Below are 20,391 nucleotides of genomic sequence, written 5' to 3'. Positions count from 1 at the left end.
GGAGTTGATGAAGGTGACGAAGCGCCGACTGCCGAAGCCGGACGAGCTGAAGCAGCTCCTGCGGCCCAAGCCGATCGTGCTGAACCCGACCGACCGGCGGCTCGGCAACGCGCACACCATCGCCGACCTGCGAATGGCCGCACGCAAGCGGACCCCGCGGGCGGCCTTCGACTACACCGACGGCGCGGCCGAGCTCGAAGACAGCCTGCTGCGCGCCCGCCAGGCCTACCGGCGGGTCGAGTTCCACCCGAACGTCCTGCGCGGGGTGTCCGATGTGGACACCACGCGCGAGATCCTCGGCAAGACCTCGGCGCTGCCCTTCGCCTTCGCCCCCACCGGTTTCACCCGGATGATGCAGCACGAGGGCGAGAGCGCGGTGGCCCGCGTCGCCGAGCGCAACGGCATCCCGATGGGGCTCTCGACCATGGCGACGACGTCGATCGAGGACCTCGCCGCCGCCGCGCCCGGGGCCCGCAAGTGGTTCCAGCTCTACGTCTGGCGCGACCACGGCGCCGGCGAAGATCTGATGAATCGCGCGTGGGAACACGGCTTCGACACGCTCATGCTGACCGTCGACACCCCGGTCGGCGGCGCCCGGCTGCGTGACGTCCGCAACGGCCTGACCATCCCGCCGGCGCTCACGCTCAAGACGTTCCTCGACGGCGCGACGCACCCGGCGTGGTGGTTCAACCTGCTCACCACCGAGCCGCTGAACTTCGCCTCGCTCAGCCACTTCGACGGCACCGTCGCCGAGCTGCTGAACAAGCTGTTCGACCCGACGCTGAACTACGACGACCTCGACTGGGTGCGCCGCACCTGGCCCGGGAAGCTCGTGGTCAAGGGCGTGCAGAACGTCGACGACGCGCGTGACGTCGTCAAGCACGGCGCCGACGCGGTGCTCATCTCGAACCACGGCGGCCGCCAGCTGGACCGCGCTCCGACGCCCCTGGAGCTGCTCCCGGCGGTGCTCGACGAGATCCAGGGTGGCGCCGAGGTCTGGATCGACACCGGCATCCTGTCCGGCGGCGACATCGTCGCGGCCATCGCCCGCGGCGCCGACGCCGTCCTGGTCGGCCGCGCGTTCCTCTACGGCCTGATGGCCGGCGGCGAGCGCGGCGTCCAGCGCTGCGTGGACATCCTCCGCACGGAGATGGTCCGCACGATGCAGCTGCTGGGGGTCCGCACCCTCGCCGACCTCAAGCCGTCACACGCCACCCTGCGCTGAGCCCGGTCAGACCTGCGCCTGGCCGCCGTCGACGAAGAACTCGACGCCGTTGACGAAGCTGGCGTCGGCCGACGCCAGGAACAGCGCCGCACCGGCGATCTCCGAGGGGGCGCCGACGCGGCCGAGCGGCACGGCGGCCGCCATCCCGTCCAGCAGCTCCTGCTCCGCGCCGGGGTCGGCCAGGCCCAGCAGGCCCGGCGTGTGCGTCGGTCCCGGGCTCAGCACGTTCACCCGGACGCTCTTGCCGGCCAGGTCGAGGGCCCAGGTGCGGGCGAAGTTGCGGACGGCGGCCTTCGTCGCGGCGTAGATGCTCATGCCCGGCGCCACGCGCGTGGACGTCGTCGAGCCGGTGAGGATGATCGACGCGTTGTCGTTGAGCAGCGGCAGGGCCTTCTGCACCGTGAAGACGACACCCTTGACGTTCGTGGCGAACGTGGCGTCGAGCTGCTCCTCGGTGATCTCGCCGAGCAGCTGGCTCACACCACCGCCGGAGTTGGCGACGACGACGTCGAGGCCCTTCCCGCGCTCTTCGACGGCCCGGTAGAGCGCGTCGAGGTCGGCGGGCTTCGAGGAGTCGGCGCGGATCGCCTGCACGCTGCCGCCGATCTCGGCGACGGCGTCGTCGAGGACCTCCTTGCGCCGCCCGGTGATGAACACGTGCGCGCCCTCGGCGGCGAACCGCTTCGCGATGGCGAGCCCGATGCCGGTGCCGGCGCCGGTCACGACGGCCGTCTTGTCCTTCAATGTGCTGGTCACGATGCTCCCCTGGTCGAGTTCTTGACTGTCTCGTCCAGAATCTACGCCGTTATGGACGAGGCAGTCAAGAATGGGTACGCTGAGGCCATGGCACGACCCCGGAGCTTCGACCAGGACGCGGTGCTGCGCGCCGCCAGGGACCAGTTCTGGGCGACCGGTTACGCCGGCACGAAGATCGACGACATCGCCGCCGCGACCGGCCTCGGCAAGGGCAGCCTCTACGGCGCCTTCGGCGACAAGCACGCGTTGTTCCTGCGCGTCTTCGACGACTACTGCACCGAGTCCGCCGAAGCGACGCGCCGCGCGCTCGAAGGTCCCGACAGCGGCGCCCACCAGCGGATCCGCGACTACGTCGCAGGGATCGCCGAGTCCACGGCGGCGGACCGGGACCGGCGCGGCTGCATGCTCGCGAAGGGCACGGCGGAGTGCGCGGAGCACGACGAAGCCGTCGCGGCCCGCGCCCAGCGCGTCTTCCGCGAGCTGCGGGAGCAGCTGACGGCGGCCATCGCGGCGGCCCAGCGCGCGGGCGACATCGCCGGCGACCAGGACCCGGCCCACCTCGCGAGCCTGCTGCTGGCCGTCACCCGCGGCATCGAAGCCCTCGGCAAGGGCGGTTCGAGCCCCGCCGAACTCCGCGCGATCGCGGACACGGCCCTCGGCGTCCTCCCCCAGCCGTAACCCGCGTGATCAGAACGCCAACTCGCGTGATTGGCACGCCAACTCGCGTGATTGGGAGGTCGACACGACTCCCGAGCCCGCCTGCGCCGTGTCGACTTCCCAATCACGCGTGTCGACCCTCCAGACACGCGTGTCGACCCTTGGATCACGTGAGGCTCTGACTCGTTGGGCCGTGTGGCGTCAAGTTCTTGACGTAACGCCCGGTTTGTGAGGAGGATCACGGACACTCCGCCGAAAGGCCGTTTTCGCATCGTGGAAAACGGAGGTCGCCCGTGTTCGTGCAGGCCCTGTTCATACAAGACGTGACTCCCCTCGGCTCGCTGGGACTGTCCGCGCTCGTCGCCGTGCTGCCCCTGGCCACCGTGCTCGTCCTCCTCGGCGTCGTCCGGATGAAGGCGCACCACGCCGCCCTGATCGGGCTGCTCGTCGCGCTCGTCGTCGGGATCGCCGCGTTCGGGATGCCGATCGTCCAGGCCGTCTCCGGCGCGCTGTCCGGCGCCGCGTTCGGGCTGTGGCCGATCATGTGGATCGTCGTCAACGCGCTGTGGATCTACCGGCTCACCGTGCGGACCGGGCACTTCGACGTGCTGCGCCGCTCGTTCGGCCGGATCTCCGACGACCCGCGCATCCAGGCCCTGATCATCGCGTTCTGCTTCGGCGCGCTGATGGAGGCCCTCGCGGGCTTCGGCGCGCCCGTCGCGATCAGCGCCGTGATGCTGGTGGCCGTCGGCTTCCACCCGGTGAAGGCCGCCGTCGTCGCGCTGGTCGCGAACACCGCGCCGGTCGCGTTCGGCGCCATGGGCACGCCGGTCGTCACGCTCGCCCAGGTCACCGGGCTGCCGCTGGAGCAGGTGTCGTCGATCGTCGGGCGCCAGACGCCGTTGCTCGCCCTGGTCGTGCCGCTGCTGCTGGTGATCATCGTCGACGGCAAGCGCGGCCTGCGCGACACGTGGCTGCCCGCGCTGGTCTGCGGGGTCGCGTTCGGGCTCGTGCAGTTCCTCGCGTCCAACTTCGTCTCGCCGCAGCTGGCCGACATCGGCGCCGCGCTCGCCGGCGCGGCCGCGCTGGTGGCGCTGCCCCAGACCCGCCGTCCGGTGCCCGAAGCCGTCCGCGTCGGGATGGGCGGGACGACGACCACCGAAGCGCCGCCGGATGATGCGCGCGGCGACGTCGTGAAGGCGTACCTGCCGTACGGGCTGATCATCGTGATCTTCTCGCTCGGCCAGCTGCCGCCGATCAAGGCGCTGCTGGACAAGGCGACCTGGAAGTTCCACTGGTTCGGGCTGAACGTCGCCGCGCCGAACGGGAAACCGGTGTCCGGCAACACGTTCTCACTGCCGTTCCTCAACACCGGCGGCACGCTCGTGCTGATCGCCGGGATCGTCACGGCGGCGGTGCTGGCCGTGTCCGCGAGCGGCGCGCTGAGCGAATGGCTGGCCACGGTGAAGGAACTGCGCTTCGCGATCCTCACCGTCACCGGCGTGCTCGCGCTGGCCTACGTGATGAACCTGTCCGGTCAGACCAGCACGATCGGCACGTTCATCGCGGCCGCCGGCGCCGCACTCGCGTTCCTGTCCCCGGTGCTCGGCTGGTTCGGCGTCGCCGTCTCGGGGTCCGACACGTCGGCGAACGCGCTGTTCGGCGCGCTGCAGGTGACCGCGGCCCACCAGACCGGCCTGCCCGCGGACCTGCTCGCCGCGGCCAACAGCTCCGGCGGCGTGCTCGGCAAGATGGTCTCGCCGCAGAACCTCACCATCGCCTGCGTCGCGGCGAACCTGCCCGGCGAAGAGGGCAAGCTCCTGCGGAAGGTCCTGCCGTGGAGCCTCGGGCTGCTGCTGGTGATGTGCCTGATCGTGCTCGGGCAGAGCACGCCGGTGCTCAGCTGGATGCTGCCATGACCCCGTGGTCGCGGGCCGCGACGCGCTGCTTGGCCGAGCGGTTCCAGGTCCACCAGCCGTGCACGACCAGCCCGGCGAACACGATGTAGATCGCGGCCGAGAAGTAGAGCCCGGACGAGATCTGCAGCGGCACGCCGATCGCGTCGACGACCAGCCAGACCAGCCAGAACTCGACCAGCCCCGCGCCTTGCGCGCCGAAGGCGACGAGGGTGCCGACGAAGATCGCGGCGTCCGGCCACGGCGCCCACGACGCGTGCAGCGCGTCGAGGACCAGGGCCATCACGGTGGTGCCGGCGACGAACGTGCCGAGCATGACGAGCCGTTCGGTGAGCCGGCCCTGGCGCACGACGACGCCGAACACCGGGTCCTTGCGGCGCGTCCAGGCCCACCAGCCGTAGACGGAGATGGCGAGGATGGCGACCTGCCGGGCGGCGAGCCCGCCGAGGTGCGCGGAGGCGTAGACGGCGAACAGCAGCACCGTGGCGCCGACCTGCACCGGCCACGTCCACAAGGTGCGACGTTGCGCGAGGAACACCACGGCCAGCGCGAACACCTGCCCGGCGAACTCGGCGATGGAGATCCACTGCCCAAGCACCCGGAAGCCGTGTTCCAGCAGGTAGTTCACGTGACGCCCCTTTCGTCCTACCGGTCACCAACATGCTCCGGGAGGGGCGCATTCCCTAGGGACTGTGAGGCGTGGAACATCCCACGTCGTGGACGTCGCCGACGCGGACGGTGCCACCGCGGACGACGCGCGCGTGCACCCCGAGCATCAGGTCGTTGGTGTCGGCGATCGTCTTCAGCAGGCCGGGCGCGGCCGCGAGGCCGTCCCACGGCAGGCCGACCATCACGCAGCGCACGGCCCGGCGCAGGATCTCCAGCTCGACCCCGCCGATCCGGACCCGCTCCCCCAGCCAGGCCTCCTCGGCCAGCTCCGGCGCCGGACCGGTGTCGAGCAGCAGGTTCGGCCGCAGCCGCCGCGCGTCGACCTCGACGCCGGGTGCGCGCTCGGCCAGCCAGGCCAGCGACGACGTCGTCACGAGGTGGACGGCGGCCTCGTCGTGGTGCGGGATTTCGGCTTCCCGGACCAGCCGGACGTCCGGGCGGCCCAGCGCGGCGGCGATCGCCCCGTGGGCGGCGTCGCCGCGGACCACGCGCCCGTCCGGGAGCGTCACCACCGGCACGTCACCGTCGTACCGCGCGGCGAACTCGTGCAGGCCCGCCATCCGGCGAAAGCGGCGGGTGTTCTTGCCGCTGCCGAACTTCCCGTCCGGATCGCGGACGGCGTACAGCCGGTCGCCGTCGAGACCGCGCTCGCCGAACTCGCCCTCGGCCAGCCGTTCCCCACGCATCGACTTCACCGGATAGCGCCACAGCGCCGTCACGACCCCCATGCGCATCAGCGTAACGAAACGGGCCCGGCAGCTTCCTCGTCTGCCGGGCCCGTCTCGTCACTCAGCTGCTCAGATCTGCGGGCGCGGGGTCCCGACCGGCGGGGTCGGCGTGTTGTCGGCGCCGACCATCGCGTGCGGGGCCTCGCTGCGGCCCATCTCGCCGGTGCGCTGCTGCGGCGTCTCCGCCAGCTGCTGCTGCATGTTCGCCATCCAGCCGCGCCAGCGGTCCTGCGCCGGCTTGATCAGGCCGCCGCCGAAGCCGACGACGATGACGCCGCCGATGGTGGCCAGCACGGCGATCAGCACCGGGCCGGTGATCGCGGTCGCGATGTTGACCTGGCCGAGCGCGGCGATGATGCCGAACGCCATGATCAGCCAGTAGGCGCCGGTGGCCAGGTACCGGCCGGCCGGGCGGCCCGACATCGCCGATGTCACGACGTCACGCACGACCTTCGCGATGGCCGCGGCGACCACGATCAGCACCAGCGCGACCACGATCCGCGGCAGGAACGCGATGATGTCGTTGAGCAGCTGGCTGACCGGGTTGGTCGGCCCGAACACGCCGAACGCGAGCTGCAGCGCGATCAGCAGGATGAAGTAGTAGACCAGTTTCACGAGGATCCCGGCCGCGTCGATCTTCTGCTGGCCGATGCTGGCGGAAAGGCCGGTCTTCTCGATCAGCTTGCCGAACCCGACCTTTCCGAGAACGAGGCTCAGGCCCTTGGAGACGGCCTTCGCGATCAGCCAGCCGATCAGCAGGATGATCAGGAAACCGACGAGTTTCGGGACGAACGTGGCCACGAGGTTCCACGCTTGTCCCAGTCCGTCCTTGAGTTGCTGGCCCATGCCGACTCCCTCTTGATGTTTCGCACCGAATCGCGCCGCGATTCGGGTGGTGCCGCTGTTGTGCACCGGATCGTCGATCAGGTACCCAGCGGCGGCAACTCGTGCGCCCCACGATCGAGTGAGACGACTGGCGCGCAAAGATCGTTGGCAGCCATACTGGTTCTACCGGTGGGGACCGGGGAGACGAGGCCGTCCGGCGCAGCGTAAACCGCAAGCGCCGGGCGGCCTCGAGCATGTGGGGGAATCCCGGTGTCACGGGCCGAGAACAAACCGGCCCCCGGACGCCGAAGCGGTCCGAGGGCCGGATGAACAACCGGGAAACGTCAGGCGGCGCGCAGCGCGTCCCGCAGTTTCACCTTCGCGCCACTGCGCATGACGGCGTTGCGGTAGATCCGCGCGGCGAGCCAGATCAGCACCGGGATCATCAGCACCACCAGCCCCACCGACAACACGGCTTCCCACACCGGCACCCCGCCCATCGCCAGCCGCATCGGCATCAGGGTCGGCGCGAACACCGGGATCACGGAAAGCACTTCGGCGAACGTGTTGCCCGGATCCGACGGCAGCACGGAAATCCCCACCACGTACCCGGCGATCACGAACATCAGCGCCGGCATCACCGCGCCGCCGACGTCCTCCTGCCGGGACACCAGCGCACCCAGCGCGGCGAACACGATCGAGTACATGAAGAACCCGAGCAGGTACCAGACGATCAGCCAGACGACCGTGCCGACGGCCGCCGAAACGGACACCGTGAGCACGCCCGTGGCCAAGCCGGCGATCACCCCGCCGGCCCCGATGACAACCATCTGGATCAGCCCGACCACCCCGATGCCGAGCACCTTCCCGGCCATCAGCTGCCACGGCTTGATCGTCGAGAGCAGCAGCTCGACCACCCGCGACGTCTTCTCTTCGACGACGCCCTGGGCGACGCTCTGGCCGTTGATCATCAGCGACAGGTAGATCAGGATGCCGGCGACGATGCCGAGCACCAGCTGCTGGCCGTTGTAGTCGTACGGCTCCTCCAGCGGCGGGTCCTCGACGAACTTCGCGGCCGAGACGGTGGCCTCGAACTGGGCCGGGTTGCCGCCGAGCGTGGTGATCTGCTGGTCGAGCGCGACCTGGCGGGACAGCAGCTGCAGCACGTTCGCGAGCTTGCCGTCGAGGTCCTTCTTCACCTGGACGTGCACGCTCTTGCCGTCGCCGGTCAGCAGCGCGTCGATCGAGCCGTCGGCCAGCTTCGCGCGCCCGGCGGCCTCGTCGGCGACCTGGGTGACGTCGATGCTCTGGTCGACGGCCTTGCCGGTCGCCTGCAGCGGCGCGCTGAACCCGGCGGTGGCCGGGGTGTAACCGATCGTCGCGTCGGCACCCCCGCCGCCCGAGATCAGCTTGATCACGACGATGCCGACGACGATCAGCAGCAGCATGACGACGGTGGTGACGCGGTAGGCCTTGGAGCGGACGCGGGTGCCGATCTCACGCGAGGCGACCAGCCCGACGGCGCCCGCCGCGCTCATCCGGACGTCCGGAACCGGGGTACTCATGCGGGGACCTCCTCGGTCGTCACGACGGAACGGAACAGGTCGGCCAGCGTCGGCTGCTCGCGGGCGAACTCGCGCACCGGCCCGGTGGCCAGCGCAGCCTGGAGCACGGCCTGGTCGTCGGCGCCGTCGGCCAGCTCCAGCTCGGTCGCGGTGCCCTTCCGGCCGAGCACCTTGACGCCGGCGAGGCCGTCGGCCCAGTCGTCACCGGCTCCGGGCACGTCGACGCGCAGCCGCACCGCACCGCCGGAACGCAGCTCTTCGACCGTGCCGACCTCCACCATCTGTCCACTCCGGACGATGCCGACGCGGTCGCAGAGCCGCTCCACCAGGTCGAGCTGGTGGCTGGAGAACACGACCGGCACGCCGTCGTCGGCCTTCTCCTTGAGCACCTGGCTCATCACGTCGACCGCGACCGGGTCGAGGCCGGAGAACGGCTCGTCGAGCACCAGGATCCGCGGCTCGTGCACCAGCGCGGCGGCCAGCTGCACGCGCTGCTGGTTGCCGAGGCTGAGCTTCTGCACCTCGTCGTCGCGGCGCGCGGCCACGCCCAGCCGTTCCGTCCACTTCTCCGCCGACGTCTTGGCGTCGGACGCGGACATCCCGTGCAGCCGGGCCAGGTACGTGAGCTGCTCCCCCACCTTCATCTTCGGGTACAGCCCGCGTTCCTCGGGCATGTAACCGATGTGGCGGCGCGTTTCGTGCGTCACGGGCTCGCCCGCGTAGCGCACTTCGCCGGCGTCGGCGGAAAGGACGCCCAGCGCGATGCGCATGGTCGTCGTCTTCCCGGCGCCGTTGCTGCCGACGAAGCCGAACAACTCGCCCGGCCGGACGTCGAACGTCATTTCGCGCAAAGCGACCACGTCGCCGTAGCGTTTGGAGATCGCGTCGATCTCTAGACCGGTCATCCCGGTGCCCCCATTTCCTCCGCTTGGCTGCGATCGTAGGCAGCCGGTACACGCACCGCATAGCGACCCGCGTTGCCATCGCGGGCTACGAAAGTTGCGGGCCACGTAGGATCGCGTCGAAATGGCCGAACCCACCACACGGCGTGTGCCGAAGCACCACGGACTGTCCGCGAAGACGCTCCGTCGGCTGGAGCACGCGTCCGGCAGCCTGGCGAGCGCCAGCATCGCCGTCATGGAACAGCGGCTGCCGTGGTTCGCCCGGCTGCCCGCCGACCAGCGCGCGAGCGTCCTGCTGATCACCCAGGCCGGCGCGGCGGGATTCGTCGGCTGGCTGCGGGACTCCAAAGAGGCCTTGAAGCTCACGACCGAGGCGTTCCGCGACGCGCCGGCCGAGCTGTCGCGGTGGGTCAGCCTGCGCCAGGCCGTCGGCATGGTCCGGCTCGCCATCGAGGTTTTCGAGGAGCAGCTGCCGGCCTTCGCGGCGAACGAGGCCGAGCGGGCCGCGCTGATCGAGGGAATCCTGCGCTACGGCCGGGAAATCGCCTTCGCCGCGGCCAACTCCTACGCCGCCGCGGCCGAGGCGCGCGGCGCGTGGGACGCCCGGCTGGAGGCCCTGGTCGTCGACGGCATCGTCCGCGGCGACGCTGAAGAGTCCGTTCTCTCTCGCGCGACGGCGCTGGGCTGGGACCCGACCGCCGCGGCGACGGTCCTGGTGGGCAACCCGCCGTCGGAGGACCCGCCGACGGTCGTGTTCGAGGTCCGCAGCCGCGCCGCCCGCGTCGGCCGGCCGGTGCTGCTGTCCGTGCAGGGCTCGCGACTGGTGGTCGTCATCGGCGGCGCGACCGAAGGCGGGGTGAAGGAACGCGAGATCCTCGGCCGGATGTCGGTGGCCTTCGCCGACGGCCCGGTGGTGGCCGGCCCGACGGTCCCGACGCTCGCGGAGGCGCACCACAGCGCGACGGAGGCGTTGTCCGGCCTGCGGGCGGTGGTCGGCTGGCCGGGCGCGCCCCGCCCGGTGCGCTCGGCGGACCTCCTGCCGGAACGCGCGCTCTCGGGCGATGCCGAAGCCGAGCGGCTACTGGTCGACACCATCGCCCGCCCGCTGGAGGAGGCCGGCCCGACGCTGCAGCGCACGGTGGAGGCCTACCTCGAGAGCGGCGGCGTGCTGGAGACGTGCGCGAAGACGCTGTTCGTCCACCCGAACACCGTCCGCTACCGCCTGCGCAAGGCGGCGGACCTGACGGGCTGCCAGCCGACGGACCCCCGGGACGCGCTGGTGCTGCGGATCGCGCTGGCGGTGGGCCGGCTGGCCCGCGCCCGCGGCCTCTGGTGACCGGCTCCCCACGCCGTCCGCGACCCTCTCACGAGAGCCCCGTCACGTGATGGACTTAACAGCGAAAGGTGATTGAACCCGACAAGGCTTCCGGGTTACGCGCGAGGTGGTGCGGCGCGTCTTTGGAGGTTTCCGACAAAGACGCCGGGCAGACACTGTGAGCGTCGGCATCCCGCGAAAGTGCCCGTTCCGTGTTGTCTTAGAGGGTGACGTCAGCAGTGCTCGCTCCCGGCCAGGGATCCCAGGCCCCCGGTATGTTCACGCCCTGGCTCGACCTCGACGGCGCGCGCGAGCGCGTCGCCCAGTGGTCCGAGCGCGCGGGGCTCGATCTGCTGCGCCTCGGCACGGAAGCCGGCGCCGAGGAGATCCAGGACACCGCGATCGCGCAGCCGCTGATCGTCGCGCTGTCGCTGCTCACCTTCGAGCACCTCCAGGCCACCGCGCCGGTCCCCGCTGACGCGCCGGTCGCCGGGCACTCGGTGGGTGAGCTGGCCGCCGCCGCGATCGCCGGGGTGCTGAAGCCCGGAGAGGCCATCGCGCTCGCCGCCGTCCGCGGGGCCGAGATGGCGAAGGCCTGCGCGATCGAACCGACGTCGATGGCCGCGGTGATGCTCGGGGACCCCGAGCAGGTCGTCGCGTGGCTGGGCGAGCGGGGCCTGACCGCGGCGAACCGCAACGGAGCGGGGCAGATCGTCGCCTCCGGCGCGGCCGACGCGATCGCCAAGATCGTCGCCGAGCCCCTCGAAGGCACGAAGATCCGCGCCCTCAAGGTCGCCGGCGCGTTCCACACGCGCTACATGGCGCCCGCCGAAGAGGCGCTGCGCGCCCACGCCGCCGAGCTGACGCCGGCCGATCCGACCCGCCCGCTACTGTCCAACGCGGACGGCGCCGTCGTCACCAGCGGGGCCGAGTACCTGGAGCGGCTCGTCGCGCAGGTCACCCGGTCGGTCCGGTGGGACCTGACGATGGACGGCCTGGTCTCGCTCGGCGTCACCCGCACCGTCGAACTCGCGCCCGCGGGCACGCTGACCGGCCTGGTCAAGCGGCAGCTCAAGGGCGTCGTCACCACTACCACCGCGCTGAAGACGCCGGCCGAACTGGCGGCGCTGCGCCAGGAGGACGCCTCGTGACCGACCGACCGGCCCTGAGCCTCAACCCGGGCTCCCGCGGCAGCCGCGTGCTGGGCGTCGGCAGCTACCAGCCCGAGCGGATCGTCAGCAACGACGACCTCTCGAAGACCATGGACACCAACGACGAGTGGATCCAGACGCGCGTCGGCATCATCGAGCGCCGCTTCGCCGAGAAGGACGAGCTGCTCACCGACATGGCCGTCGCCGCCGGCACCGCCGCGCTGGCCGACGCCGGGGTCGACCCGTCCGAAGTGGACACGGTGATCCTGCCGAACTGCACGATGCCGACGCAGATCCCGAACGCCGCCGCGCAGGTCGCCGCCCGGATCGGCATCCCGAGCCCCGGCGCGTTCGACCTCAACGCCGCGTGCGCCGGGTTCTGCTACGGCCTGGGCGTCGCGTCGGACCTGGTCCGCGCGGGCTCCGCCAAGAAGGTCCTCGTGATCGGCGCCGAGAAGCTCACCGACTCGGTGAACCCGACCGACCGCGCCAACGCGATCATCTTCGCCGACGGCGCGGGTGCCGCGGTCGTCGGCGCGTCCGACGAGCCGCTGATCGGCCCGGTCTCCTGGGGCAGCGCCGGCGACCTCGTCGACCTGATCGGGATGACCGAGGACAAGTTCATCTACCAGGAGGGCCAGTCGGTCTTCCGGTGGGCGACCACCCAGATCGCACCGATCGCGCTGCGCGCGCTCGAGGTCGCCGGGCTGAAGGCGTCCGATGTGGACGTGCTGATCCCGCACCAGGCCAACCTGCGCATCGTCGAGGCGATCGCGAAGAAGCTGCGGGCCAACGGCGCCCGTGACGACATGGTCGTCGCCGACGACATCAGGTACTCCGGCAACACCTCGTCGGCGTCCATCCCCCTCGCGCTGGACCACATGCGCAAGGCCGGGACGGCGAAGTCCGGCGACGTGGTGCTGGCCGTCGGGTTCGGCGCGGGCTTGTCCTACGCCGGGCAGGCGTTCATCTGCCCCTGACCGTTACGCTCCCGGCGGGCACTCGCCCGCCGGACAAGAACCCCCAAGTAAGACCGAGAAGGGAACTACCCCATGGCTGACAACGCTGAGATCCTCGCCGGCCTCGCCGAGATCGTCGAAGAGGTGGCCGGTGTGGCTCAGGACGACGTCACCGCCGAGAAGTCGTTCGTGGACGACCTGGACATCGACTCGCTGTCGATGGTCGAGATCGCCGTGCAGGCCGAGGACAAGTTCGGCGTCAAGATCCCGGACGACGAGCTCGCCAACCTGAAGACCGTGGGCGACGCCGTCAACTACGTGTCGGCCAACTCGAAGTAAGTCCTCTTCCCTCCTTGAGGAGACACCCATGAGCAACATCGACGTCGTGATCACCGGTCTCGGCGCCACCACACCGCTCGGCGGGGACGTGACGTCCACCTGGGACGGTCTGCTGGCCGGGCGGAGCGGGGTCCGGACGATCGAAGCCGACTGGGTCGAGGAGCTGCAGCTGCCGGTCAAGATCGGCGGCATGCTGGCCGTCGATCCCTCGGAAGTCCTGCCGCGGGTCCAGGCCCGCCGGATGGACCGCTGCGAGCAGGTCGCGATGATCGCCGCCCGTCAGGCGTGGGCCGACGCCGGCTTCACCGAACCGACGGACGAGCACACCGACGTCGACCCCGACCGCCTCGGCGTGTCGATCGGTACCGGCGTCGGCGGCCCGGTCACCCTGCTCACCCAGAACGATCTGTTGCACCAGCAGGGTCTCCGCAAGGTGTCGCCGCTGACCGTGCCGATGCTGATGCCGAACGGCCCGGCCGCGCACGTCGGCATCGACCTGAAGGCACGGGCCGGGGTGCACTCCCCGGCCTCGGCCTGTGCCTCCGGCGCCGAGGGCATCGCGAGCGGGGTCGAGATGATCCGCTCCGGGCGTGCCGACGTCGTGGTCGCCGGGGGTGCCGAAGCGTGCATCCACCCGATCACGCTCGCCGGGTTCGCCCAGGCCCGCACGGTGTCCACGCGCAACGACGACCCGGGGGCCGCGTCGCGGCCGTTCGACGCGAACCGGGACGGCTTCGTCCTCGGTGAGGGCTCGGGCGTGGTCATCCTGGAGCGCGCGGACCTGGCGAAGGCCCGCGGGGCGCGCGTCTACGCGACGATCGCCGGGCACGGCATCACCTCGGACGCCTACCACATCACGGGCAACCACCCCGAGGGCATCGGCCAGATCGCCGCGATGCGCGCGGCGATGAAGATGGCCGGCGTCAGCCCGGCGGAGGTCGGGCACGTGAACGCGCACGCGACGTCCACTGTGGTCGGTGACATCGGCGAGGCGGCGGCGATCCGCAAGGCGGTCGGCGACCACGCGATCGTCACGGCACCGAAGGGTTCGATGGGTCACCTGGTCGGCGGGGCCGGCGCGGTCGAGGGGATCATCACGATCCTCTCGCTGTACCACGGCATCGTGCCGGCCACGATGAACCTGACCGACCTGGACCCGCGGGTGCAGCTGGACGTCGTGTCGGGCGAGCCGCGCAAGGTCGAGCTGACCGCGGCGATCAGCAACTCGTTCGGGTTCGGCGGGCACAACACCGCTCTGCTGTTCACCCCGGCGGCCTGAGCACGCTGACGAACGAGAAGGGGCCCGGCTTCGGCCGGGCCCCTTCTCGTTTCAGCACTTCTGGTGTTCGGGGGGCGGGCCGTTGTCGACGGCGGCGATCTTCAGCGCGGACTTCTCGATGACCATCGGCAGCACGAGCCGCCACTGGATGCACGGCTCCGGGAACCAGGCCGGGGCGTCTTCGACCGCCTGGCGGCTCCGGAAGCCGACCAGGACCCGCAGCGACGTGCCGGAGCCGCGCTCGATCCGGTAGACGACGGCGTCGCTGTCCTTTGTGGTCTTGATGCCGTCCTTCCACGTGCCGAGCGGCTGCTGCGCCACCCGCTCCGTGGTGACCACGGTCATCCACCTCGAGTACTGCTGGGTGTTGATGGCCGAGAAGTACGTCTCCAGCACCTTGCGCACCTCGTCGGCCCGCGGGTGCGACTGCGCGTCCGGCGTCATCCCGACGATGTCGGCACCGGTCGGCTGGCTGCCGGTCGCCGACTGGGGCACCGTCACCGGCGCCGAGGTGTCGCCGGCGGGCTGGTCGGGACGGCGGTAGAGCTCGCGCGCGAGCAGGCCGCCGCCCACGGTCACGGACAGCACCACGACCACGACGGGCACCAGCCAGCGCTGGCGGGGGCTGGAGGCGGGGGTCGTCACGCGGAAGAGCGTACCGGCCCCGCCACCGGTCCCGTGCTGCCGGAGTCCGGTGTCAGCCGACCTGGTGCAGCCAGGTCACCGGAGCACCGTCACCGGCGTGACGGTACGGCTCGAGCGCTTCGTCCCAGCTCGCGGCCAGGAGTTCGTCGAGCTTGTGCGCCAGCGACTCGCCGCCGCGGGTCATGCTCACGAGTGCGCGCAGCTGGTCCTCGCCCACCACGATGTCGCCGTTGGCGCTGGTCCGTCCGTGCCACAGGCCGAGCCCGGGCGCGAAGCAGAACCGTTCGCCGTCGACGCCCGCGCTGGGCTCTTCGGTGACTTCGAACCGAATCATCGGCCACGCCTTGAGGGCCGCCGCCAATCTGGCGCCGGTGCCCGCGGGCGCGCGCCAGCCGCATTCGGCGCGAAGCTGACCCGGACTGGCCGGCTGCGCCGTCCACTTCAGGTCGACTCGGGCGTTGAGGGTGCCCGAAATAGCCCACTCGACGTGCGGACACACCGCAGACGGCGACGAGTGGACGTACACCACACCTCGGGTGCTGCCACGGGTGCTCACTGCTACCTCCGCTTGCTCGACGAGGGACGTCTTCCCCTACGCCCTGAAATCGAGCTGCGTGGCCTCAGTGCGGCTCCCGAATACCGCCTCCGATGCGTTGTAGCACATTCTGCACCCCAACCGTGCTGTTTGGCCACATGAACACCACAAGTCACCCACAGCACCACTTTCGGTGGGACGCGGCCGCGTCGTCCCCGTGTCGCGCCTCGGATACGACCGGGCGCGCTAGCGTGATGCTCCGGAACGACGAGCAGGGGAGATTTCGGTGCGACTGGTGCGCCTCGAGCGGCAGCAGTCCCGGGTGGCGGACGACATCCGGGCGGCACTGGCGTCCCTGGGCCGCGGCAGCACCGTCGTCGGCGGGATCGCGCTGATCGGCGTCGGGACGGTGACGGATCGCCCGGTCGAGGCGGTGGTTCTGCTGCCCCACGGCGTGATCATCGTCATCGGCGTCGACCTGCCGGACCCGGCGCTGCGGCTGGAAGCCCCGCTGGGCGCGGAATGGAAGGCCGACGGCTGGCCCCTGGTGGCCGACGACGACGCGATCAACCCGGCCACGGAGGCCCTGGACCTGTCCCAGGTGTGCGAAAGCCGCATCGCGGAACTGGTCCCCGGCACGGCACCGGTGGGCACGATCGTGGCGGTCGGCCCGTACGTCGAGACGGTCGACCAGCCCGCGAGCGACCTGGCGGGCCCGGTACGGGTCCTGCACCCCACCCCGACGACGATGCTGGCAGCGGCGGTCTCCCTGGCGACGGCCCACCGCCCCCGTTCGGTCGACCAGGTGCGCGCTCTGATCCGCGGCCTGGCCCCCGACGCGCCCGACTTCTCGGACGAAATCCTGCTGGGTGAGGGATTCAGCCGGTTCAGTGACGACACGCCGCCGGAGTCCCTTTGGGACACTGCGCCGCGGTCGCCCGGAACCCTGACCACCGCCAGGCCGCCAGCGGGCTGGCGAACTGAGACCCCGGTAACGCCGACTGCAAGTGGCCGAACGCAACTGGCCGACCCACCGGCAGCGGTCGTCGAAGCCGATCACGTCCTGGATCACGCGAGTTCCGGCGTGGATCACGCAAGTTCCGCCCCCGATCACGCAAGTTCCGGTTTAGAGACCGCGGTTGTCCCGCCGGAGGCCACGGTTGCCGAGCCGGAGCCCGAGAGTTCCGGACCAGACCTCGCGGATGTCGAACCGGAGCAAGCGAGTGCCGGACCAGACTTCGCAGTTACCGAGCCGGAGCCCGCGAGTTCCGCCATGGATCACGCGAGTGTCGAGTCGGAGCCTGCGAGTTCCGCCCTGGATCACGCGAGAGTCGAGCCTGATCACGCGAGTTCCGCCCTGGGTCACGCGCCGAGCCCGGGTCTCGCGGCCGAGACCGACACGGCCTCCGACCCCGCCGCAGGCGAAGGCCTTGGCGTGCTTGGCATCCCAAAGTCCGCCGAGCCCAGCGTGCCCGCGGATTCCGGCCCGGCGAAGGCTTCCGCGACAGCTTCGGAATCGGCGATCCTTCCCGGCACCACGGAATCCGCGGCCGAGACCGACACTTCGGCTAGTTCTCCCCCGGCACGGACCCTTGCCGGGGCCCAGAACAAAGCGGCGGCGACCAGCACAGCCACTGATCCCGCTCCGACGCAGGTCTCAGCGATGGTTTCGGACACCGACGCCGAGCCCATCACTTCCGCCTCGGCGCAGGCTCCCGCCGCGGCTCAGTACACCGTCGCGGCTGTCGGCGCCACAAAATCTGCCGCCGAGCCCAGCGCCGCCAACGGTTCCGTCTTGGCGCAGTCCTCTGTCGCCGCTCAAAACACGACCGTGGCCCCTGGCGCTGCGCAGGCCACCGGAGCGAGCACCGCACCGGACGCCGCTCAAAAGGTGGCCGCGACTTTTGCCGACGCCACGGACTCCACGGTTTCCATCCCGGCGCCCACCGCGGCGACGATTTCGAGTGGCGCAACCCGCACCGGCGCCACGAAATCCGCCGAACCCGAGACCTCTTCGGATTTCACCGACTTCGAACGCACCGAGACTCTCGCCAAACCTCCCACGGCGCTGCCCGTCTTCCCCGGGGCCGACCAGATCCCGCCCTACCGTCCGGCTGCGGACACCGAGCGGACCGAATCTCTCGAGCTACCCAGCAGCACCAGCACCGAGACCCTCCCGCGCCCGACGGCTGCCCCGGCGGAGTCCTACCCGCACTCCCGGCCGAACCCCGCCCCGCGGCAGAAACCCCCGGCACCCACCTCGCGGACCGTCCGGTGGCTGCCGTTGGGGGCGATCGGGTTGCTGGTCGTGCTGGTCGTCGCCGCGGTGGTCGTTGCCACCCGCGGGGATGACACCGCCGCCGCGCCCGTCACCTCGCCGCCCGCTCCCGCCAGCCGGCCGGTCTCGCAGCAGCCGGCCAGTGTCGCTCCCGCGCAAAGCCTGCAGTTCTCGCTGCGCGCCGCCGACGGGGACCAGCGGTGCGCGTCGCACGCCTTCGGGGACGCGCAGGCCAGCCTGCAGCAGACCAGTTGCTCCGGCGTGCGGCGGGCGAGCTACGCCACGACCGTCGACGGGCGGGCCGGTGCGGTGACCGTCGGCATCGTCGCCTTCCCCGACGCCGCGCAGGCCGCCGCCTTCAAGGCCGTCGCCGACACTCCGGGCGGTGGCGGGATCCTCGACCTCGCCGCCGAGACCGGCAAGTGGGGCACGCCGGCGCCGCGGTTCGAGAACGCCGCCTACACCAGCCGGCTCGAAGGCACGTCCGTCCGGGTGGTGCAGGCGGTGTGGGTGCCGGGACCGTCCACTGCGGACGATCCCGGCCTGGTCCGGGCGGCGAAGGCCGCCCTGGATCTGCCCGCGCGGTAGCTCAGAGCCCGTAGGCCTCGAGCAGCCGCAGCCACACCTCGCTGATCGTCGGGAACGCCGGCACCGCGTGCCACAACCGGTCGAGCGGCACCTCGCCGACGATCGCGATCGTCGCCGAGTGCAGCAGCTCCGAGACGTCCTGGCCGACGAACGTCACGCCGAGCAGCACGTTCCGCTCGGTGTCGACGACGATCCGGGCCTTGCCCTGGTACCCGTCGGCGTGCAGCGACGAGCCCGCCACCGCGATGTCGATGTCGACGACGCGGTCGTTCGAGCCCTCACGGGCGTCCGACAGGCCGACGGAGGCGACCTCCGGGTCGGTGAACACCACCTGCGGCACGGCGTGGTGGTCGGCGGTCGCGGTGAACGGGCTCCACGGCGAGGTGTCGACCTTCTCGCCCTTCGCCAGCGCCGCCACGGTGTCGCCCGCCGCGCGGGCGCCGTACTTGCCCTGGTGGGTCAGCGGGGCGCGACCGGTGACGTCGCCGGCCGCGAACAGCCAGTCACCGTCCACTGCGGACACCTTGCCGGTGTCGTCGACGGTCAGCGGGCCGCCGGCCTCGACGCCGAAGCTCTCCAAGCCGAGCCCGGCCGTGCCGGGACGCCGTCCGGTCGCCACCAGGAACTCGTCGACGACGAGTACCTCGCCGTCCTTCAGCGTCAGCTCGGTGCCGCTCTCGCCCGCGGCGACGCGCTCGACACCCGACATCGTGTGGACGAACACGCCTGCCTCCCGCAGGCCCGCCAGCACGAGGTCGCCGACGAACTCCGCGTTGCGCGGCAGCGGGCGCTCGCCGGTGATCACCAGGTGCACCTCCGCGCCGAGGGTCGCCCAGGCCTGCGCCATCTCGACGCCGACCACGCCGCCGCCGAGGACGCCGAGCCGGGCCGGCACGGCCGAGGCCGACGTCGCCTCGCGCGAACCCCACGGCCGGATCGTGTCGATCCCCGGGATCTTCGGGGTGTTCGGGACGCTGCCGGTGCACACGATCACCGCGTGCCGCGCGGTCAGGACGCGGTCGCCGTCCACGGTGACCTCGCGCTCACCGGTGAGGACGCCGTGCCCGCGGACCGGCTCGATGCCCGCGCCGCGGGCCCACTCGACCTGGCCCGCGTCGTCGCCCTTGCCGGTGAACCAGTCCCGGCGGGCGAACACCTGCGCCGGGTCGACCGCGTCGCCGACGGGCACCCCCGGGATCCGTTTGGCCGCGGCGAGGAGATTTCCCGGCCGCAGCAAGGCCTTGCTCGGGATGCAGGCCCAGTAGGAGCACTCGCCCCCGAAGCGTTCGTGCTCGACGAGCGCGACCTTCAGGCCCCCGCGAGCCGCTCGCTCGGCGGCCACTTCGCCCACCGGGCCCGCGCCGATCACCACTACGTCAAAAGTCTGTCCGGACATGGCATCAGCGCACACCACCACGCGGGATCACGCAAGCCAACGGCTATCCTCGTCAGGAAGCCGCAAGCTGTCGGCGGCCCCGGAGTGTCGCCGGATCCCGGGTGCCGCGCATCACACGTTCGAGTAACGGGAGGTTTGTCGTGGCCAGGAACACGGCTGTGCGGGTGCTGGATGACCTGACCGGCGAGGCCGCTGGGGAGACCGTCGGGTTCGCCCTGGACGGCATCGACTACGACATCGACCTCTCCTTCGCCAACGCCGAGGCATTGCGCGTGCTCTTGCAGCGTTACGCCGACGCCGGCCGCCGCAGTGGCGGCCGCAAGCGCCGGCCGCGGCTCGTGCCGGGCGCGAAGAAGCCGCGCGCCAAGGCCGTCCCGAAGACCGCGAAGCCGGTCGCCGGACGTCGCACCGCCGTCGTCACGAAGGCCGCTCCGGCACGCGCCACCAAGGCGACGCCTAAGGCCGCCCCGGTGAAGGCGGCCACCCGCGCGAAGACCACGGCCGCCGAGCCCGCGAAGACCACTCGCACGCGGAAGGCGGCGGAGCCGAAGAAGACGACCCGCGCGTCCGCCCGCAAGGTGCCGACCGTGACGTTCTCGGCGGCCGAGAAGTAAGTCCACAGTAGACGGAAGGTCCGTGAAGGCCTCCTTACCGGCTCTTAAG

Annotated in this window: 19 protein-coding genes; 10 read left to right on the top strand and 9 right to left on the bottom strand. The window is 71.3% G+C overall.

Features of this window, described 5'->3' with window-relative positions; all coding sequences use genetic code 11:
- Nucleotides 1-13 precede the first annotated feature (13 nt).
- Nucleotides 14-1,225 (top strand): alpha-hydroxy acid oxidase, encoded by a 1,212-nt coding sequence (locus tag OG439_RS49875; RefSeq protein WP_326947275.1) that lies wholly within the window; start codon nt 14-16, stop codon nt 1,223-1,225.
- Nucleotides 1,226-1,231: 6 nt separating this feature from the next.
- Here the strand turns inward: OG439_RS49875 and OG439_RS49870 are convergent, their stop codons facing one another.
- Nucleotides 1,232-1,981 (bottom strand): SDR family NAD(P)-dependent oxidoreductase, encoded by a 750-nt coding sequence (locus tag OG439_RS49870; protein WP_326947274.1) that lies wholly within the window; start codon nt 1,979-1,981, stop codon nt 1,232-1,234.
- Between the two features lie 87 nt (nt 1,982-2,068).
- On the opposite strand from OG439_RS49870, the gene OG439_RS49865 reads away from it, so the two are divergent.
- Nucleotides 2,069-2,659, top strand: coding sequence for a TetR/AcrR family transcriptional regulator (locus OG439_RS49865; RefSeq protein WP_326947273.1), 591 nt, complete (start codon nt 2,069-2,071; stop codon nt 2,657-2,659).
- A 287-nt stretch (nt 2,660-2,946) separates the two neighbouring features.
- Nucleotides 2,947-4,557 (top strand): L-lactate permease, encoded by a 1,611-nt coding sequence (locus OG439_RS49860; protein WP_326951820.1) that lies wholly within the window; start codon nt 2,947-2,949, stop codon nt 4,555-4,557.
- Here the strand turns inward: OG439_RS49860 and OG439_RS49855 are convergent.
- From OG439_RS49855 to OG439_RS49835, 5 genes are all read right to left on the bottom strand, one after another.
- Entirely contained in the window at nt 4,538-5,182 is a 645-nt protein-coding gene (locus OG439_RS49855; RefSeq protein WP_247062575.1) for a nicotinamide mononucleotide transporter family protein, read from the bottom strand. The genes OG439_RS49860 and OG439_RS49855 overlap by 20 nt on opposite strands.
- A gap of 55 nt (nt 5,183-5,237) precedes the next feature.
- A complete protein-coding gene (locus OG439_RS49850) occupies nt 5,238-5,951 on the bottom strand; it encodes an MOSC domain-containing protein (RefSeq protein WP_326947272.1) in 714 nt (237 codons plus the stop codon).
- Between the two features lie 69 nt (nt 5,952-6,020).
- Entirely contained in the window at nt 6,021-6,797 is a 777-nt protein-coding gene (locus tag OG439_RS49845; RefSeq protein WP_247062573.1) for a mechanosensitive ion channel family protein, read from the bottom strand.
- 323 nt (nt 6,798-7,120) lie between these two features.
- Nucleotides 7,121-8,341 carry an ABC transporter permease gene (locus tag OG439_RS49840; protein ID WP_247062572.1) on the bottom strand — a complete coding sequence of 407 codons (1,221 nt, stop codon included), beginning with the start codon at nt 8,339-8,341 and terminating at the stop codon, nt 7,121-7,123.
- Entirely contained in the window at nt 8,338-9,246 is a 909-nt protein-coding gene (locus OG439_RS49835) for an ABC transporter ATP-binding protein (protein ID WP_326947271.1), read from the bottom strand. The genes OG439_RS49840 and OG439_RS49835 overlap by 4 nt, the downstream gene beginning before the upstream one ends.
- A 121-nt stretch (nt 9,247-9,367) precedes the next feature.
- On the opposite strand from OG439_RS49835, the gene OG439_RS49830 reads away from it, so the two are divergent.
- The 5 genes from OG439_RS49830 to OG439_RS49810 all read left to right on the top strand — a co-directional run bounded on the left by OG439_RS49830 (nt 9,368) and on the right by OG439_RS49810 (nt 14,286).
- The gene (locus OG439_RS49830) at nt 9,368-10,579 is read left to right on the top strand and encodes a PucR family transcriptional regulator (protein WP_326947270.1); all 1,212 of its coding nucleotides are present in this window, start codon (nt 9,368-9,370) and stop codon (nt 10,577-10,579) included.
- 206 nt (nt 10,580-10,785) lie between these two features.
- A complete protein-coding gene (locus OG439_RS49825; RefSeq protein ID WP_326947269.1) occupies nt 10,786-11,709 on the top strand; it encodes an ACP S-malonyltransferase in 924 nt (307 codons plus the stop codon).
- Complete coding sequence (locus OG439_RS49820) at nt 11,706-12,689, top strand: beta-ketoacyl-ACP synthase III (RefSeq protein ID WP_326947268.1); 984 nt, start codon at nt 11,706-11,708, stop codon at nt 12,687-12,689. The genes OG439_RS49825 and OG439_RS49820 overlap by 4 nt, the downstream gene beginning before the upstream one ends.
- A gap of 72 nt (nt 12,690-12,761) precedes the next feature.
- Nucleotides 12,762-13,007, top strand: coding sequence for an acyl carrier protein (locus OG439_RS49815; RefSeq protein ID WP_004559006.1), 246 nt, complete (start codon nt 12,762-12,764; stop codon nt 13,005-13,007).
- Nucleotides 13,008-13,035: 28 nt separating this feature from the next.
- Complete coding sequence (locus OG439_RS49810; RefSeq protein ID WP_326947267.1) at nt 13,036-14,286, top strand: beta-ketoacyl-[acyl-carrier-protein] synthase family protein; 1,251 nt, start codon at nt 13,036-13,038, stop codon at nt 14,284-14,286.
- 51 nt (nt 14,287-14,337) lie between these two features.
- Here OG439_RS49810 and OG439_RS49805 read toward each other — a convergent pair whose 3' ends face one another.
- Nucleotides 14,338-14,931 carry a hypothetical protein gene (locus OG439_RS49805; RefSeq protein WP_247062567.1) on the bottom strand — a complete coding sequence of 198 codons (594 nt, stop codon included), beginning with the start codon at nt 14,929-14,931 and terminating at the stop codon, nt 14,338-14,340.
- Between the two features lie 52 nt (nt 14,932-14,983).
- Nucleotides 14,984-15,487, bottom strand: coding sequence for a DUF3145 domain-containing protein (locus OG439_RS49800; RefSeq protein ID WP_247062565.1), 504 nt, complete (start codon nt 15,485-15,487; stop codon nt 14,984-14,986).
- A gap of 265 nt (nt 15,488-15,752) precedes the next feature.
- Here OG439_RS49800 and OG439_RS49795 point away from each other — a divergent pair, with 265 nt between their 5' ends.
- Nucleotides 15,753-18,332, top strand: a complete 2,580-nt coding sequence (locus OG439_RS49795; protein ID WP_326947266.1) for a hypothetical protein — start codon at nt 15,753-15,755, stop codon at nt 18,330-18,332.
- 1 nt (nt 18,333) lies between these two features.
- Here OG439_RS49795 and OG439_RS49790 read toward each other — a convergent pair whose 3' ends face one another.
- Nucleotides 18,334-19,728 carry a dihydrolipoyl dehydrogenase family protein gene (locus OG439_RS49790; RefSeq protein ID WP_326947265.1) on the bottom strand — a complete coding sequence of 465 codons (1,395 nt, stop codon included), beginning with the start codon at nt 19,726-19,728 and terminating at the stop codon, nt 18,334-18,336.
- Between the two features lie 101 nt (nt 19,729-19,829).
- Here OG439_RS49790 and OG439_RS49785 point away from each other — a divergent pair, with 101 nt between their 5' ends.
- Nucleotides 19,830-20,342 (top strand): Lsr2 dimerization domain-containing protein, encoded by a 513-nt coding sequence (locus OG439_RS49785; protein ID WP_326947264.1) that lies wholly within the window; start codon nt 19,830-19,832, stop codon nt 20,340-20,342.
- Nucleotides 20,343-20,391 lie beyond the last annotated feature (49 nt).

It is taken from the genome of Amycolatopsis sp. NBC_01307 (genome assembly GCF_035975215.1).
Lineage (GTDB): Bacteria > Actinomycetota > Actinomycetes > Mycobacteriales > Pseudonocardiaceae > Amycolatopsis.
Note: the sequence above shows the minus strand (reverse complement) of the source record. Positions and strands in the feature narration are given on the sequence as shown.

Bases quoted from the DNA above. Each gene is read 5' to 3' on its own strand.
- OG439_RS49810 (WP_326947267.1), top strand. From the start codon at position 13,036: ATGAGCAACATCGACGTCGTGATCACCGGTCTCGGCGCCACCACACCG.
- OG439_RS49865 (WP_326947273.1), top strand. From the start codon at position 2,069: ATGGCACGACCCCGGAGCTTCGACCAGGACGCGGTGCTGCGCGCCGCC.
- OG439_RS49815 (WP_004559006.1), top strand. From the start codon at position 12,762: ATGGCTGACAACGCTGAGATCCTCGCCGGCCTCGCCGAGATCGTCGAA.
- OG439_RS49790 (WP_326947265.1), bottom strand. From the start codon at position 19,728: ATGTCCGGACAGACTTTTGACGTAGTGGTGATCGGCGCGGGCCCGGTG.
- OG439_RS49830 (WP_326947270.1), top strand. From the start codon at position 9,368: ATGGCCGAACCCACCACACGGCGTGTGCCGAAGCACCACGGACTGTCC.
- OG439_RS49840 (WP_247062572.1), bottom strand. From the start codon at position 8,341: ATGAGTACCCCGGTTCCGGACGTCCGGATGAGCGCGGCGGGCGCCGTC.
- OG439_RS49850 (WP_326947272.1), bottom strand. From the start codon at position 5,951: ATGGGGGTCGTGACGGCGCTGTGGCGCTATCCGGTGAAGTCGATGCGT.
- OG439_RS49845 (WP_247062573.1), bottom strand. From the start codon at position 6,797: ATGGGCCAGCAACTCAAGGACGGACTGGGACAAGCGTGGAACCTCGTG.
- OG439_RS49835 (WP_326947271.1), bottom strand. From the start codon at position 9,246: ATGACCGGTCTAGAGATCGACGCGATCTCCAAACGCTACGGCGACGTG.